Source organism: Comamonas terrigena NBRC 13299 (assembly GCF_006740045.1).
In the GTDB taxonomy this organism is placed as follows: domain Bacteria; phylum Pseudomonadota; class Gammaproteobacteria; order Burkholderiales; family Burkholderiaceae_C; genus Comamonas; species Comamonas terrigena.
Genome location: NZ_AP019749.1, coordinates 4,353,102 through 4,369,220 on the forward strand (window position 1 = coordinate 4,353,102; position 16,119 = coordinate 4,369,220).

Sequence of the window (16,119 nt, forward strand, 5' to 3'; positions counted from 1 at the left end):
GACGCATGAAGCGAAATGCCCATGACCTGCCCCGCCTGCTGGCGGAGCTCAACCCCCATGCCGAACTGGCCCAGCGCCACCTCTGGCTGATTCACCTGATCGAATGGGTGCGCGCCGCCCATCCGTCCACCGAAGGCGCGGTGGAGCGCGTGCGCCTGTTTCTGGATGCCCTGGACGCCGACCCCGATGCCGCCGCACGCCTGCAACTGTGGTGGCTGCAGTTCATCGACCAGGTGGACATCACCACCTTGCTGGCCGATTTTGGTTTTGCCCCCCGCACCGCCTTCTTCAGCGAGCTGACGGAACGCCTGCGCTACAAGCTGCTGCCCAGCACGCCCGAGACGATCGACGCCTCCGAACTATTCTCCATAGCGCTGAACGAAGAGTTCGATGTGCGCTGGCTCCAGGCGCTGGACGAACCTCTGCTGCAGCGCCTGGCCCTGGCCCTCAGCCCCGCGGGCAGCCCGGGCGCCAGCTTCTGGCAGCACGCGCTGCTGGGCGCCATCACCTACTGCGCGGGCCAGATCCTGTCGACCGGCTTTGCCCCCGAGCTGCGCCTGCGCATGAGCGAGGAAATCCGCGATGAAAAGCCTTTCCACGCGCTAATCCACGATGTGGAAAGCCTGCGCGTGGAAGTGCTCCATGGCCTGCGCACCACCGACCGGCTGGAGCAGGCCGAGGCCCGCCTGCGCGAGCGGCTGGACGCCTGCCGCGCGGCGGTCGGCACGGTGTATACGCATTTTGCGGCCGAAGGCATCTCGGTCGGTCTGGTGTTCCGCCTGCGCCAGCTGCGCACCCGCATCGTGCGCGTGCGCCAGTTGCTGGACTGCCTGCTGTCCACGCGCCCCGAACTGGATGCGGCCCGCCTGCTGGCAGGCTTTGTCAGCGTGGGCCGCGACCGCCGCAGCCTGCGTGCGCTGTATGACGCCAATTCCTCGCTGCTGGCCGCCAAGATCACGGAACGCAGCGCCGAAACCGGTGAGCACTACATCACCCGCACCCCGCGCGAATACCTGGACATGGTGCGACGCGCCGCCGGTGGTGGCCTGGTGATGTCCTTCACCACCCTGTTCAAGCTGGCCCTGCATGTCCTGGCGCTGTCGGCCTTCTGGGGCGGTTTTCTGGCCGGCATCAACTACGCCATCAGCTTTGTGCTGATCCAGCTGCTGCACTTTACCGTGGCCACCAAGCAGCCGGCGATGACGGCGCCGGCCATTGCCGCCAAGCTCAAGGATCTGGAGCGCGGCAACGCCGTCGAGGAATTCGTCGACGAAGTGGCCAACCTCACCCGTTCGCAGGTGGCGGCCGTCCTGGGCAATGTGCTGGTGGTGTTCCCTGCCGCACTAGGCCTGTCGCTGCTGGTGGCACGCCTGTGGGGCTCCCCGCCGCTGGACCCCATCCATGCACTGCAGACCCTGGATTCGCTGAGCCTGCTGGGCCCGTCGCTGCTGTTTGCCGCCTTCACCGGCGTGCTGCTGTATGCCAGCAGCATCCTGGGCGGCTGGGTGGAGAACTGGTTTGTGCTGCGGCGCATGGATTCCGCCATCCGCTACAACCCCCGCATCACCCGGCTGCTGGGCGAAAAGCGGGCCCTGCGCTGGTCCGGCTTTCTGCGCCAGAACATCTCGGGCTTAACCTCCAACATCGCCCTGGGCTTCATGCTGGGGCTGACCCCGGCCATTGCGGGCTTTTTCGGACTGGGGCTGGAAGTACGTCATGTGACACTGTCCTCTGGTCAGATCGGCGTTGCCAGTGCTACGCTGGGCCTGCAGGTCCTGCACCTGCCTGCCTTCTGGTGGGCCGCGGCCATGTTGCCCTTCAACGGCGCACTGAATGTGCTGGTCAGTTTTCTTCTGGCGTTTCGCACCGCCTTGCGTGCGCACAACGTCAGCGGCGTGGAGCGTTCGCGCATCTACGCCGGCATTCGCCACCGGCTACGCGTCCGCCCGCTGAGCTTCTTCCTGCCATCCGGCACACGTTGAACCCCAGCCACCCAGGGCACGCTGCTGCGTGATGCCAGGCGCCCCGGCCACCACGGCCGCGGTCGCGCCTCCACCCGTGCGGGCCACTGCGCCGGCACGCTGCTGAAAGGACATGCCATGCCTGACATGTTGAGCTTTTGGTCCCAATGGCTGCGCCCCTCCGCCGGCCTTCCTGCCGTGCACTGGGCCGTGCTGCTGGCGGTGGCCGCCGTCGTCGGTTCGCTGTGCCAGCGCCAGACCGGTATTCCCAAAGTGGTGGGCTATGCCATGGTCGGCGCGCTTGCTGGCTTGCTGGGGTTTTCTGGGTCGGAATGGCCGCTGCACGGCCCGGTGCTGTTCCTGGTGGAGCTGGGAGTGGCCGTGGTGCTGTTCGAATGCGGCGGGCGCATTGCGCTGCGCTGGTTCCGCCACAACCCCATGGTGCTGGTGCAAAGCGTGCTCGAATCCGCGCTGACCTATGCCGCCGTGTTCTTCACGCTGCGCTGGCTGGACCTACCGCCCCACATCGCCAGCCCGCTGGCCATGATTGCCATGGCCTCATCGCCGGTGTTGCTGCGCCGCGTCAGCGACGACACCCATGCTAGCGGCCCGGTCACAGACCGCGCCATGGTACTGGCCACGCTGTCCACCCTGTATGCACTGACCATCGGCAGCGCCAAGGCGGAGATCTTTGCCCGTCCCACCACCTCGCTGCTGGACGATATCTCGCCGGTGCTGGTGGTGCTGGGCATCTCGGTGCTGATGGCCGCGCTCCTGGCCCTGCTGATGCGCCTGGCGCTGCGCTTCATGAGCCCCACCAGCGAAAACACCTCCATCCTCATTCTGGCGCTGATTGCCGCCGCCAGCGCCGTAGCGGCCCACCTGGGCGGATCGGCCCCACTGGCCGCGCTGCTGGCGGGCATGGTACTCAAGCACATGCACCCGCGCCCCTGGGCCTGGCCGCGCCAGCTGGGCACGGCCTCCAGCCTGTTGACCATGCTGATGTTCGTGCTGGTCTCCAGCGTCGCCACCAGTGCCTCCGGTGGCTGGGCGCTGGGACTGGCCACTCTGGCACTGATTGTGGTGCGCCTGCTGGCCAAGTCGGTGGGCGTGGCGGTCGGCAATATCGGCTCGGGCAGTAGCTGGCGCCAGTCGGCGTGGGTGGCCTGCGCCATGGCGCCGATGTCGGCCGTGGCGCTGCTGCTGGCATCGCAGTTTGCCCAGGCCGCCCCCGAAGCCGGGCAACTGATTGCCAGCATTGCCCTGCCCGCCATCGTGCTGATGGAGCTGGCCGGCGCCGTGCTGGCCACCATGGCGCTGTACCGCGCCGGCGAAGGCACGGGCTGGCGTGGCGCACGGCGCAACCAGGTGGCGGCGCCCAACGCCCCTGCCCCGGCGCCCGCCGCCGCACCCGAACCCACCCCGGCCCCCACTGCTGCAGGAGACCGCGATGCCGCTTGAGACTTTTCACACCTCCGCCCCGCTGACCCTGGGCGTGGAGCTGGAGCTGCAACTGGTCAACACCCACGACTATGACCTGGCACCCTATGCCGAGGACATGATCCGGCTGATGCACAAGACGCCGCTCCCCGGCTCGGTGGTGCCGGAGATGACCAGCAGCATGATCGAGATCTCCACCGACATCTGCCACAGCGCCGCCGAGGTGCTGCACCAGCTCACGCCCATCCGCGATGCCCTGGTCAGGAATGCCGACAAGCTGAACATCGCCGTGATTGGCGGCGGCACCCACCCGTTCCAGCTCTGGCACCAGCAGCGCATCTATGACAAGCCGCGCTTTCAGGAGCTGTCGGCCCTGTATGGCTACCTGTCCAAGCAGTTCACCATCTTCGGCCAGCATGTGCACATCGGCTGCCCCGGGCCGGACGAGGCGCTGCTGATGCTGCACCGCATGAGCCGCTACATCCCGCACTGCATTGCGCTGTCGGCCAGCAGCCCGTTCGTGCAGGCCCAGGACACGGCGTTCGACTCGGCACGGCTGAACTCGGTCTTTGCCTTTCCGCTGTCGGGACGTGCACCCTGCGTGCTGACCTGGAAGGAGTTCGAGCAGTATTTCGACAAGATGACCGCCACCGGTGTGGTCAAAAGCATGAAGGATTTCTACTGGGACATCCGTCCCAAGCCCGAGTTCGGCACCATCGAAATCCGCGTGTTCGACACGCCCTTGACCATCGAGCGCGCCGCCGCGCTGGCCGGCTATGTGCAGGCACTGGCGGCCTGGTTCATCGACACCCAGCCCTTCACGCCGCAGGAAGACGACTACCTCGTCTACACCTACAACCGCTTCCAGGCGTGCCGCTTCGGGCTGGACGCCGTCTATGTGGACCCGGCCGACGGCAGCCACCTGCCGCTGGCCGAGCACATTCTGCGCACCATGGACCAGATTGCGCCGCAGGCCGAGCGCCTGGGCGCCGCACCTGCGCTGCAGATGCTGCGCAGCGAGGTCCAGCGCCAGCACAACGATGCCCGCTGGCTGCGCGAGCGCCAGCAGGACGAACAGCTGCTGGCCGAAGTGGTGCGCCAGGCCGGGTTGCGCTTTCGCGGTGCCGCATGACCCCGCTGCGTCGCCTGCGGACTGCGGCGCTCCCTCACCTGTGGGAGCCCAGTTTCGCGGTGGGCGTCCCTGGCCTGCACTCCCGGGCAAAGGCTGCGCAAAGCGGTGCTGTGGGCGCGCAGGCGGCGGTGGTTTTTGTGGCGCCCGACGCCACACAAGCTGCAGCACAGGCGCGACAATCGCAACCTTGATGACGAGGGCCGCACACCGTGGGTGAATTTGATCTGATCCGCCGCTTCTTCCAGCGCCCCGTGCGCCGCGCCGCCCTGGGTGTGGGGGACGACTGCGCGCTGCTGGCCCCCGGACCCGGCATGCAGCTGGCCGTGTCCTGCGACATGCTGGTGCAGGGTCGCCACTTCTTTCCCGACGTGGACCCGCACCTGCTGGGCCACAAGTCCCTGGCCGTCAACCTGAGCGATCTGGCGGCCAGCGGTGCCACACCGCTGGCCTTCACGCTGGCGCTGTCGCTGCCCCTGGCCGACGAAGCCTGGTGTGCCGCATTTTCCGAAGGCATGTTCGCGCTGGCGGCCCAGCACGACTGCGAGCTGATCGGTGGCGACACCACGGCCGGGCCGCTGAACATCTGCATCACCGTCCTGGGCGAAGTGCCCGCCGGCCAGGCCCTGCTGCGCAGCGGCGCCCGCGCGGGCGACGATATCTGGGTCAGCGGCAACCTGGGCGATGCCCGCCTGGCGCTGGATGCATTGCTGGGACGCCACCCGCTGCCCCCCGCCCTGCTGACCACCGCCCGCACCCGGCTGGAAGCGCCCACGCCCCGCGTGGCCCTGGGCCAGGCGTTGCGCGGTGTGGCCACCAGCGCGCTGGATGTGAGCGACGGCCTGCTGGGCGATCTGCAGCACATTCTGGATGCCAGCGGCGTCGGCGCCTGCATCGACACCAGCCTGACGACGCCGCTGATCGCCGCCTATGCCGACATGCTGGGCTCCGAAGCCATTTTTGACCGCGACTATCTGCGCCAGTGCACCCTGGCCGGTGGCGACGATTACGAGCTGTGCTTCACCGCCCCGCCGCAGGCCCGCGACGCGGTGCTGCAGGCCGGTGCCGCCAGCGCCACACCCGTCACTCGCATCGGCTGCATCGAGGCCCACGCCGGTCTGCGTCTGGTGGACGCTGCGGGCGAGCCGGTGGCAGCGCACTTTGCCTCGTTCGACCATTTCGCGGACTGACCCCCTCGGCTGCGCTGCGCCGGACTAAAACACGTGCCCCCCTGCCGGGCAGCACCGCAGGCATTTCTACAATCATGTCCATGGACCAACCGATTTCCGACGCCGAGCCCAAGCGCATCGTCGAACACGACACGCCTGCGGGCTCCGCTGCCTCCCGCACCTTCACCGCCACACCGGCCAAGCCACCGCGCCCGACGGTGTCTTTCATGATGGCCCACCCGGCCCACCTGATTGCCCTGGGCTTTGGCAGCGGCCTGGGCCGCATCGCACCTGGCACCGTGGGCACGCTGTGGGGCTGGCTGTCGTTTCTGGTGCTGCAGCTGTGGCTGACGCCGGCACAGATCGGCTGGCTGCTGCTGGCCTCGCTGTGCGTGGGCTGGTGGGCCTGCACCGTCACCGCCCGCCACCTGCGCGTGGCCGACCCCGGCCACATCGTCTGGGACGAGGTGCTGGCCATGTGGATCATCCTGTGGCTGACCATGCCCATGGGCTTCTGGGGCCAGCTGGCGGCCTTTGTCTTGTTCCGTTTCTTTGATGCTGCCAAGCCCCAGCCCGTGAAATGGGCCGACCGGCTGTTCAAGGGCTTTGGCTGGAAAGGAGGCTGGGGCATCATGTTCGATGACCTGGTCGCCGCCTTCTGCACCCTGCTGGTCATGGCCGTCTGGCGCCACCTGACCCGCTGACCCACGGAGCCCCCATGCACCCTGCCCTGCCCGCACTTTCGCTGGTCTGCCTGACATCCCTGGCCACTGCGGTGCAGGCCCAGGACTCCCGCATCACACAGGTCACGGTCTACCCCGGCAGCGCCACCGTGCAGCGCACGCTGCAGGTGCCCCCAGGTGCACGCCAGGCCGTGCTGGCCTGCCTGCCCGCCGGGCTGGATGCACAGACCCTGCAGGTCAGTGCACCCGCCGGCATGACTGTGGGCGAGCTGTCGGTGCGCCAGCAGCCACGGGCGCTGATTCCCGGTTGTGCCCACCCGCAGCAGGCCCGCATCCGCGCGCTGGAAGACCAGATCGCCGCGCTGCAGGCCGAGGCCCAGGGGCTGGAGCAGGCAGGCGGCTGGCTGAACCGCTATACCCAGCCCACAGGCACCGCCCAGATTGCCGCCACGGCCGATGCACTGCGCCGCACCGGCCAGAGCGTGGCCCAGCGCCAGCACCAGCTGGCACGCGAGCGGCAGGCGCTGGAAGAGCAGCTCAAGCCGCTGCAGGCCGATGCACAGCGCACCGGCGGCGCCCAGGGCCTGGCCAGCACGGTGCTGGTCACGTTGTCGGCCCCCCAGGGCGGAACGCTGCAGCTGAGTTACCAGGTGCGGGGCACCGGCTGGCAACCCGGCTACCGTGCCAGCCTGGATGTGGAACGCCAGCGTGTGCGGCTGGAGCGCACCGCCCAGGTCAGCCAGAACAGCGGCGAGGACTGGCGCGATGTGCCGCTGACCCTGTCCACCGGGCAGCCCAATGCCGCCGCCAGCGGTCCGCTGCCGCGCCCTTGGCGCATCAGCGAAGCCCAGCCTGCGCCGCCGGCCCCGCCCATGCCCGCTCCGGTCGCCGCGCCCATGGCCCGCATGGCATCTTCGGCAGAAATGGCCAGTCTGGCCCCCACGCCGGAACCGGCCAGTTTCGACGCCAGCGTCTTCGAAGGCAGCCACGCCACCCAGTTCGTGCTGCCGCAGCGCGTCAACGTCCCCTCCAACGGCGAGCAGCTGAGCCTGACCTTGGGCGAGCAGCAGCTGGACGCCCAGGTGCTGGTGCGCAGCACGCCGGCGCTGGATGCACATGCCTACCTGATCGCCAGCTTTGCCCTGCCTGAAACAGGCGTCTGGCCCAGCGGCCCCATCCGCCTGTACCGCGACGGTGCCTATGTAGGCGCCAGCCGCCTGGATGCCGCCCAGGTGGCCCAGACCGGCCTGGGCTTTGGCCGCGACGAACGGGTGCAGCTGCGCGCCCTGCCCACCGAGCAGACACAGGGCAGCACGGGCTTCACCGGCAGCCGCCAGCAGCGGGTGGAAAGCCGCCGCTGGGAGGTGCGCAACCTGCACCGCACGCCGGTCACCTTGCAGCTGCTGGATGCCGCCCCGGTGGCAGAACAGCAGGACATCCGCGTGGAATCGCGCTACAGCCCACAGCCGGCCAGCACCCGCTGGAACGGACAGCCCGGCAGCGTGCTCTGGGAACTGGCCCTGCCGCCCGGAACCACCCAGCAGATCAGCGCCGAGCACCGCATCTCCTGGCCGCAGGACATGCGCTTGCGCGAGCGCCGCTGACCCCGCCCGAAAGACAGCCGACATGCCCACCCCTTTGCACGACACCCTCTCCGCCCTGGCCCAGGCCCTGGTGGCACGCGGCTGGATGATGGCCACCGCGGAAAGCTGCACCGGCGGCCTGATTGCCGCCGCCTGCACCGACCTGCCCGGTTCCAGCCGCTGGCTGGAGCGGGGCTTTGTCACCTATTCCAATGCCGCCAAGACCGAGCTGCTGGGGGTGCCTGCGGAGCTGATTGCACAGCACGGCGCCGTCAGCGAGCCGGTGGCCCGCGCCATGGCTGTGGGCGCCGCCCGGCACGCACCGGTACAGGCCAGCGTGGCCGTCACCGGCGTGGCCGGCCCGGACGGCGGCAGCGCCGACAAGCCGGTGGGCACGGTGTGGTTTGGCTGGTCGGTGCAAGGCGAGCTGCACACGGCCTGCCTGCGCTTCGCAGGCGACCGTGCGGCCGTGCGCCAGCAGACACGCGACCACGCGCTGCAGCAGTTGCTGGCCCTGGTCGCAGCATCCGCACCCTAGCCAGGCGGGTAGCGATGCCGCTCAATAGACCAGCTCGGCCGCGCCGCCGCAGTTGAGCTGACCGCCCACTTCAGTGAGGGCCAGGTCAACGCCCAGCAGGCGCAGCAAGGTGTTGACCAGCGGGTCCAGCACCGGCGCCAGCACCCCGGCCACCAGGCCGCCGATCAAGGACAGCAGCCCCGCCAGAATATCGTCCACCAGCTTCAGAATGCCCTGGATGCCGGCCTGCGAGGCACGCGGATCGGCGGGCAGTGTCGTCAGCCCGCTCAGGCTGCCCAAGGTGTTGTCCAGGCTCTGGACCACGTTGTCCGTCTGGATGCCACCCCACACCGCGGCCTGGTCCAGGCGCGGGGGTTGCAGCAGCTGAAACCCCGCCACCTGTTTGCTGGCGACCGGGGTGTCCAGCTTCAGGCCCAGGCCGCCAAAGTACTGCGCCGTGCGCTTGCCCACGCCGTCGCAGCCCCAGCAGCCAATATCCAGCACCGGCAGCGGCTGCATGACCACCGGGGCATTGGAGGCAAAGGCTTTCTGTGCCGCCTCGTTGGCCGTCAGGCCCAGCCGTCCCACCCGGATTTCGGCGGCCGAGGTCCGCACCGTCTGCACCAGCGCCTTGCCGGTCGGGGTACAGACATAGTCCGTCAGATAGACCTGACCGCCGCCCGCCTCTACGACCACATCCACCCGGCTGGGGGCCGGCAGCAGCTCCAGGTCAGCATAGCCGCTGCCGCCTCCGGTCAGAAAATTGACCAGGGCCACGGCCGGCGAAATCAGCTTCAACAAGGCATTCAGCGCTGTGATGGTGGCACCCACCAGCGGCAGGTCCACCGAGATCAGGGCCCGCACCTGGGCCGTGCGCACGAACAGCCGGTCGGCCCCCAGGGGATCGGCCTTGGCCAGCGCGGGGTCGCCGATCGCGGTCAGCTGCGGGGGTTGCAGCACCTTCAGACGCAAGCTCGTATTCGCAATCCCCAGCGGGATGTCCACCGCCGCGGCCGCCGCATTGTTGCCATTGCCCACCTGGATCACGGCCTGCGCCAGCTCCAGCACATTCAGCGAGGTCGACAGCGCCGAGCCGGTCAGCCCGCTTTGCAGCTTCAGCAACTGGTTCAGCTGCAGCCGCACACCCGGCACGGTGGCCGCCACGCCCGCCAGGCTCTGCAGGGCCTGCACATTCGCATCCGCCGTGGTCGCACCACGCTGCACCACGTCCAGCATGGCCTCCAGCACCTTGTTCACGCTGACCTGGGTGCTCAGCAAGCGGTCGTAGTCCCCGGCATCAATGCCGACCTTCAATGCCAGGGCGTCCAGAAACGCCAGCAGGTCGATCTGGGTGCCCAGCAGGCCATTCCAGCCCAGCACCGAGATATCCACCTTGCCGCCCAGCAGACCGCCCACCAGCGCATTGAGCAACAGCGCATCGTTGTTGTTCTGGATGGCGGCCAGCTTGGAGCGCACGGACAGCCGGGCCAGCTGCGGCCGCTGGACGGCGGTGGCCGTGGCCTGCAGGCTGCGGCGCCCGCCGTCGGCCGCCGGCCACACAAAGAAATACGGCACCGTGCGCTGCACCGTGACCCGACAGGCGTTCACCACCGAGGCAGCACCGGCCACGAAATAGCTGGCGCGCTGTCCGGATGCATTGGGCTGCCAGTGCCCGGACTGCACCTGCAGCTGGTCGGTCGCTGCCCGTCCGTTGCTGGCGGCGCTGGCCGCCGCCAGGGAAGCACAGGTGTTCACGGGATCCGCGGCACCCGCCACCGCAGCCAGGTCGGCCATCTTCTGCAGCTCGCGCTGCTGCCAGAACAGGTTGCCGATATCGAGCGCCATCAGGCACGACAGCGCAACGCCCATCCACAGCGCCGCCACCAGCGCCACAGCGCCTTTCTGGGAGCGGTGCAGGGAAGGGGTCACGGGGGCCTTCGGTGCGCTACTTCTTCGCCATGGGCGATGCCGCGCGCTCGGGGATCGGGTGGGCAAAGCTCTCCACATAGCGTGCATAGACTTTCTGCGCCACCACGCCGGCCATGGGCTGCGGGGGACGGGAGGGCTCGGTGGTGGCCTGCTGCTGCAACAGGGCGCGTGTCGCCTGCCCCACGGGCATGGCCGTGGGGGTGGTCCCTGGCAGGGGTTGGCAGGGCGGTGCCGCACACGCAGCCACCGGAGCCGCGTGCGCAGCTTGCGGCGGCGTTGAAAGCGCTGGTGGCGGGGTCTGCGCGGACACGCTGCCCGCCCCCACCAGAACCAGGGTCCACCACATCGGTTTGCAGATCATGAGGGTGCTCCTTGCTGTGCCACGGCCGTGGTGCCGGGGATGGATGCGGCCGCGGGAAGCGGCAGCGGCAAATCCGGTTCGGGAGCGCGCTGCAGCACTTCCAGCTGCTGGGCCTGCTGAAACACCTGCTGGCGCAGCGGGGCCCCCATCTGGTGCTGCTGCATCCACTGGGCCGCTTCCTGGTCTTTGCCAAACAGCAACAGGTACACGGCCACATTGCTGAGGATGCGGCGCTGTGCAGGCTGCAGCTGTACCGCCTGCATCAGCGGAAGGCGTGCGTCGCGGGCCTGCGGCGTGTGCAGCAAGGCGTAGCCCAGATCGTTCAGCAGCAAGGCATCGGTCGGCGACAGCCGGCGTGCCGCCTGCAGCTGCGCCACGGCCTCCCGGTACTGCCCTTGCGCGGCGGCCAGCAGGCCCAGGCCATGCGCTGCACGCGCGGCCTGGCTGCCGCTCTGCAAGGTACGGTACAGGCGTTCACTGTCCTGGAACTGGCCCGTCTGGCGCAGCGCATCGGCACGCAGCAAACGGCTGGTGTCCGAAACACCCCAGCGCTGCTCCAGCGCGTCCAGATGCGCCAGCGCGGCATACCACAGCGATTTGCGCTGCAGCTCCGCCACCACCTGCAGGTAGCTGGCCTGCGTCTCTTGTCCCAGCATCGGCGTGGCGTCACCGGCGCGCTCGGCATCCGCCTGCTGCTCCGCCCGAGCCTGGCTGTCCGCCGCCTGCGACGAAGCCATGGCCGCGGCCGCCATGCTGCCCAGCACCTGGGTGCTGCAGCCGTACAGCCCCATGCTGCCTGCCAGCGCGGCGGCCAGCAGACACCGGCGCCACCCCCATCCCTTTGCACTGCCTAGCTGCTTCATTTGACACTCCCCAAAGTTCGCATCACGGCCAGAAAGCCGGGGCCGGCGGTGATCACCATCAACGCCGGCAACAGGGTCAGGACCATCACCGCCGTCATCTTGACCGTGACCTTGCCGATGGCCTCCTTCATGCGCATGCGCCGCTGCTCACGCAGGCGCTGGCCGAACTGGCGCAAGGGTTCCTGCACCGCCCCACCGTGCTGGTCGATCTGCACCAGCAACGCCGTCAGATCGGCCAGGCTGTCGCTGTGGAACATCTCGGACAGCCGGGAAAAAGCCTGGTCGCGGGAACGCCCGCCGGCATACAGCCGGTTGGCCAGCTGCAGCTCACGCGACAGCACCGGCAGCACCTGGCCAAAATCCTGCGCAATCAGCTGCAGACTCTGGTCGATGCCCTGTCCGCTGCCCTGCAGCAGGGACAGCAGATCGACCAGCACCGGCAACTCCGCCTCCACGCTGCGCCGCCGCCGCTGGGCATAACGGCGCAGCACCCACTTGGGCAGCAGATAGCCCAGGGCCAGCGCGGCAAACAGGTACAGCAAGGACAGCCGGGCCATGAAGGCTGGCGCCCACAAGGCCAGCAGCAGTGGCAGAAAAGCCATCAGGGCCAGGCGTGCCAGCACCAGGTAGACCACACCCAGGCTGTTGCCAAAGCCGCATTGCGCCAGCAAGGTCCGATCTTCCTGCGCCACCACCTGCTGCCCGGCGGGCGAGGCCAGCCATGCCCGCAGGCGCTGGCTTTGGCGCTGGAGCCACTGGCGCGGGCGCAAGGCTGTGCGGCTGCGGGGTGTGGGCCCCACCGGCTGGCGCCGCTGCAGCACCGCGTCCACATGGCGGTGCCGCTGCGCCCGCTGCCGGGCCAGCCGCCACAGCCACCACCCGAGCACCAGCAGCGGCAAAAACGCCAGCGCTGCCAGCACACTTCCTTCCCCAGGCAGATAGCGGTCCATGCGCCCTGCTCATTCCAGCTGGGCCAGGCGGTACAGCATGCACACCCCGACCACCTGCAGACCGGCGGCCGCATACAGCAGCTGGCGGCCTCCCGTGTCGTTCCACAGCTGCATGAAGTAATCCGCATTGGTGATGATGATGGCGCCCCCCACCAGCAGAGGCAGCAGGCTCAGCACCCAGGCAGACAGGCGCACCTCGGCCGACAGGGCGAACAGTTCCTGCCGGGCCTGCTGCTGGTCGCGCAAGAAATGCGCCACCCGCTCCAGCAGGCTGTCGACCCGCCCGCCGAACCGGCCGCCGACCTGCAGGATGGCCGCCAGCAGCGAGAAGGCTTCCAGCCCCCAATGGCGGCTGGCGGTGGCCAGGGCCTGGTCCACCGGCATGCCGGCCTTGGCAAAGGCCGCAGCCTGGTTCAAGGTGGCCAGCAAAGGCGGCTTGGCCGCTGCCGAGGCCAGCAAAAAGGCCGACGGGGTGGCATGCCCCAGCACCACCATGCGCACCATGCCGTCGATGAACGCCGGCAACTGCTGCTGCACCTGCTGGCGCAGCCGCTGCCAGCGCCGCCAGGCCAGCAGCAGGGCCACGCCTATCAGCAGGCACCAGAGCAGCAACGCCGCGCGCTCCCAGCCCAGCACCGCCAGCGGCAGCGCCAACACCACCGGCACCGACAAGCCGCCCCACAGCCAGCGCCAGCTGACCGCATGCCGCAGCCAGGGTGGCCCCCAGGACAGCCCTGTCGCCACCTCCTCACCGCCCACCGGGCCCAGCAGCACCGCCGTCCCTTCGCGCTGCTCCAGCACGGTCTGCAGGTGCCGGGCCATCTGCTGCTGCAGGCGCTGGTGCGCTTCATAGCCCCACAATGCCACGCCCAGCCCGGCCAGCAGGCAGGCCACACTCAGAATGGCCCAGCCGCTCACAGCGGCCACCCCCCGCCATCGGCCATGCCCCGTGCGGCGTTGCCGGCCTTCCAGGCGGCCAGCTTCGGTGTCTGCGGCGGCACTCCCAGGCTGTGCCAGCTGTCGACCTGCCCGCCCTGGGACTCGTGGCGGTACAGCTCCTGCAGCGCCACCGTGTCGTCCACCATGCCCACCACCTCCGTGATGGACAGCAGCCGGCGCTTGCCGTTGGGCAGGCGGCCGATCTGCACGATGAAATCCAGGGCCGACACCATCTGCCTGCGCAGGCTCAGCTCGCTGCCGGCAAAGCCGGCAAACCCCGCCAGCATCTCCAGCCGGTACAGGCATTCGCGCGGCGAGCTGGCATGGATGGTGGCCATGGAGCCGTCATGGCCGGTGTTCATGGCCTGCAGCATCTCCAGCACCTCGGCGCCGCGCACTTCACCGACGATGATGCGGTCGGGCCGCATGCGCAGGCTGTTGCGCAGCAGATCGCGCGTGGACACGGTCCCCTGCCCGTCCAGTCCGGCAGGCCGGCTCTCCATGCGTACCACATGCGGATGGTGCAGCGACAGCTCGGCCGCATCCTCGATGGTCACCACCCGCTCGCTCTCCGGGATGAACACCGCCATGGCGTTGAGCAACGAAGTCTTGCCGGAGCTGGTGCCACCGCTGATCAGGATGTTGCAGCGCTCGCGCACGGCGTGGTGCAGCAGGCTGGACATGGCCGCATCCAGGCTGCCCATGCGCACCAGATCGTCCATGCCCCAGGCCTCCTGCCGGAACTTGCGGATGGAGACCAGCGGGCCATCCAGCGCCAGCGGCGGAATGACGGCATTCAGGCGCCCGCCGCCCGGCAGGCGGGCATCCACCATGGGCGACGATTCGTCCAGACGCCGCCCCAGGGGGGCCAGCACGCGCTGCACAATGCGCAGCAGATGCTGGTCGTCACTGAAGGCCAGTGCCTGTTTGTGCAGCACCCCCCGGCGCGATATGAACACGTTCTGGTAGCCGTTGATCAGGATGTCTTCCACATCCTGGTCCTGCATCAGATCGTCCAGTGGACCCAGGCCATTGATTTCCTTGAGCAGGTCGCGCGCAATCTGCTGGGCTTCGCTGGTATTGATGGGAACGCGCCGCAGTTGCACAAAGCGGTCGATCTCCCGCGCCACGAATTTCTGCACCCGCGCCTCGTCCCAGTGCGAGAACTCCGATCCGACTTCCTCTATCCGCGCCAGCAGGTGTTCATGGGCCTGCAGGCGAATGGCCAGGTATTCGCGCGACGCCGCAAACCCGCCGGCCGCATCGCTGTAAATCATCTGCATCATGGTGTGCGCCCTCCTGCCCGCTGCAGCCATGTCTGACAGCGCTGCAGCAGCCCCTGCGGCCGGGGCGCGGCGGCCACGCCGTCGGCCTGCAACGATGCAGCCATCTGCCGCACCTGCACGCAATAGGGGTCGGCCGCATCGGCTTCGGACAGCAACTGCCCCTGGCTGCTGGCCTGCAGCATGGCCAGGTCGCGCTGCGGCAGCACATGGCGCAAGGGGTGTGCCACCCGCCGGGCAATTTCCTCGGGCGCCATGCCGGCACCGCGCAGCGCGCGGTTGATCACCACGCCATCGCACATCGGCGCCCCCTCCGGCTTGGACGGCAGGGTGCTGAGCATTTCCGTCAGGGACACAATCCCCCCCACCGACTGGTCGCACACCGCCCAGACGTGGTCGGCCTCGCGGGCCACGGCCTGCACCATCTCGTGGGCGGGCAAGCCCCCCAGGTCAATCACCTGCCAGGCAAAAAACGCGCGCAGACGTTGCACCATTGCCGACATGGAGCGCGGCTCCACATCCCGCATGATCTGGGGCTGTGCCGGCCACGGCAGCACCATCGGGCCGCAACGGTGGCGCGGCAAGGCGGCCGCCAACAGGGCCGGGTCCAGCCGGTGCATGCTCTGGATCGCATCGACCATGTGAAAGCTGCTTTGCAGGCCCAGGTGCATCAGCCCGTCGCGCAGCGGAAAGCCCAGGTCCAGCAAGCCCACCAGCGCACTGCTTTTTGCTGTCGCCGGACCAGTCGCCCCCATGGTCTGCGCCAGGGCCGCCGACAGGTGTGCCGCCAGGGTGCTGACCCCCATCCCGGGCCGGGCCCCCAGCAGCGCAACGGTTTTTCCCAGCTGCTGCCCTGCGGCCGCCTTACTGCCCAGCACATGCGCGCTGCCGCGCATGCTCAAGGACCAGAAGGGCTTGAGCTGCTCCTCCACGGACCCCGCCATGTCCAGGAAGTCCTGCGCCCCGCCCCGCAGTGCCGCCAAAGGCACCTTGGGGGTGTTGGCATAGCCCATGCCCAGCACGGACAGCTTGGGCTGGTGTTCGCGCAGCCACTGGGCCAGCTTGACCGGTCCTTCCAGGTCCTGGCGGGCATCGAACTGCACCACCACCATCACCACCTGGGGGGTCAGTGCGGCCTTCATCGCCTCGGGGTGGGGCGCGCAGTGCAGCACCTGCATGGCATTGCCGATGCGCGCCTGCAGCCAGGCCGCATCCTCCGCCGAATCCCCCACCTGCAGCACACACACCGGCGCATCCTGGGCGGGCGGCGGCTCCAGCAGCGAAGGGGTCGTGACATCCGCAAAGTTCATGG

The 16,119-nt window shown here is 68.9% G+C and carries 14 protein-coding genes; 7 read left to right on the forward strand and 7 right to left on the reverse strand.

Annotation, left to right across the window (positions count from 1 at the left end; translation table 11 throughout):
- The first annotated feature begins 5 nt into the window (after nucleotides 1–5).
- The 7 genes from CT3_RS19700 to CT3_RS19730 all read left to right on the forward strand — a co-directional run bounded on the left by CT3_RS19700 (nucleotide 6) and on the right by CT3_RS19730 (nucleotide 8,503).
- Nucleotides 6–1,982: a site-specific recombinase gene (locus CT3_RS19700; RefSeq protein ID WP_066541400.1), complete on the forward strand. Its 1,977-nt coding sequence runs from the start codon at nucleotides 6–8 to the stop codon at nucleotides 1,980–1,982.
- A 117-nt stretch (nucleotides 1,983–2,099) separates the two neighbouring features.
- Nucleotides 2,100–3,422, forward strand: coding sequence for a cation:proton antiporter (locus tag CT3_RS19705; RefSeq protein ID WP_083520624.1), 1,323 nt, complete (start codon nucleotides 2,100–2,102; stop codon nucleotides 3,420–3,422).
- Complete coding sequence (locus CT3_RS19710; RefSeq protein ID WP_066541402.1) at nucleotides 3,412–4,533, forward strand: YbdK family carboxylate-amine ligase; 1,122 nt, start codon at nucleotides 3,412–3,414, stop codon at nucleotides 4,531–4,533. The genes CT3_RS19705 and CT3_RS19710 overlap by 11 nt, the downstream gene beginning before the upstream one ends.
- A gap of 209 nt (nucleotides 4,534–4,742) precedes the next feature.
- Nucleotides 4,743–5,720: a thiamine-phosphate kinase gene (gene thiL / locus CT3_RS19715; protein ID WP_066541404.1), complete on the forward strand. Its 978-nt coding sequence runs from the start codon at nucleotides 4,743–4,745 to the stop codon at nucleotides 5,718–5,720.
- 206 nt (nucleotides 5,721–5,926) lie between these two features.
- Complete coding sequence (locus CT3_RS19720) at nucleotides 5,927–6,403, forward strand: phosphatidylglycerophosphatase A family protein (protein ID WP_225608890.1); 477 nt, start codon at nucleotides 5,927–5,929, stop codon at nucleotides 6,401–6,403.
- 14 nt (nucleotides 6,404–6,417) lie between these two features.
- Nucleotides 6,418–7,986 (forward strand): DUF4139 domain-containing protein, encoded by a 1,569-nt coding sequence (locus CT3_RS19725; RefSeq protein ID WP_066541405.1) that lies wholly within the window; start codon nucleotides 6,418–6,420, stop codon nucleotides 7,984–7,986.
- Nucleotides 7,987–8,008: 22 nt separating this feature from the next.
- The gene (locus CT3_RS19730; RefSeq protein WP_066541407.1) at nucleotides 8,009–8,503 is read left to right on the forward strand and encodes a CinA family protein; all 495 of its coding nucleotides are present in this window, start codon (nucleotides 8,009–8,011) and stop codon (nucleotides 8,501–8,503) included.
- 21 nt (nucleotides 8,504–8,524) lie between these two features.
- Here the strand turns inward: CT3_RS19730 and CT3_RS19735 are convergent, their stop codons facing one another.
- The 7 genes from CT3_RS19735 to CT3_RS19765 all read right to left on the reverse strand — a co-directional run bounded on the left by CT3_RS19735 (nucleotide 8,525) and on the right by CT3_RS19765 (nucleotide 16,117).
- Entirely contained in the window at nucleotides 8,525–10,411 is a 1,887-nt protein-coding gene (locus tag CT3_RS19735; RefSeq protein ID WP_066541409.1) for a TadG family pilus assembly protein, read from the reverse strand.
- Nucleotides 10,412–10,427: 16 nt separating this feature from the next.
- Complete coding sequence (locus tag CT3_RS21515; protein WP_172591759.1) at nucleotides 10,428–10,601, reverse strand: DUF3613 domain-containing protein; 174 nt, start codon at nucleotides 10,599–10,601, stop codon at nucleotides 10,428–10,430.
- 167 nt (nucleotides 10,602–10,768) lie between these two features.
- Nucleotides 10,769–11,635, reverse strand: a complete 867-nt coding sequence (locus CT3_RS19745; RefSeq protein WP_066541411.1) for a tetratricopeptide repeat protein — start codon at nucleotides 11,633–11,635, stop codon at nucleotides 10,769–10,771.
- On the reverse strand, nucleotides 11,632–12,585 hold the full coding sequence (locus CT3_RS19750; protein WP_066541413.1) for a type II secretion system F family protein: 954 nt from the start codon (nucleotides 12,583–12,585) through the stop codon (nucleotides 11,632–11,634). The genes CT3_RS19745 and CT3_RS19750 overlap by 4 nt, the downstream gene beginning before the upstream one ends.
- Before the next feature lie 9 nt (nucleotides 12,586–12,594).
- Complete coding sequence (locus CT3_RS19755; RefSeq protein WP_066541414.1) at nucleotides 12,595–13,512, reverse strand: type II secretion system F family protein; 918 nt, start codon at nucleotides 13,510–13,512, stop codon at nucleotides 12,595–12,597.
- On the reverse strand, nucleotides 13,500–14,810 hold the full coding sequence (locus tag CT3_RS19760; protein ID WP_066541415.1) for a TadA family conjugal transfer-associated ATPase: 1,311 nt from the start codon (nucleotides 14,808–14,810) through the stop codon (nucleotides 13,500–13,502). Before CT3_RS19760 ends, CT3_RS19755 begins: the two co-directional genes overlap by 13 nt.
- Nucleotides 14,807–16,117 carry a CpaE/TadZ family protein gene (locus tag CT3_RS19765; RefSeq protein WP_066541419.1) on the reverse strand — a complete coding sequence of 437 codons (1,311 nt, stop codon included), beginning with the start codon at nucleotides 16,115–16,117 and terminating at the stop codon, nucleotides 14,807–14,809. The genes CT3_RS19760 and CT3_RS19765 overlap by 4 nt, the downstream gene beginning before the upstream one ends.
- Nucleotides 16,118–16,119 lie beyond the last annotated feature (2 nt).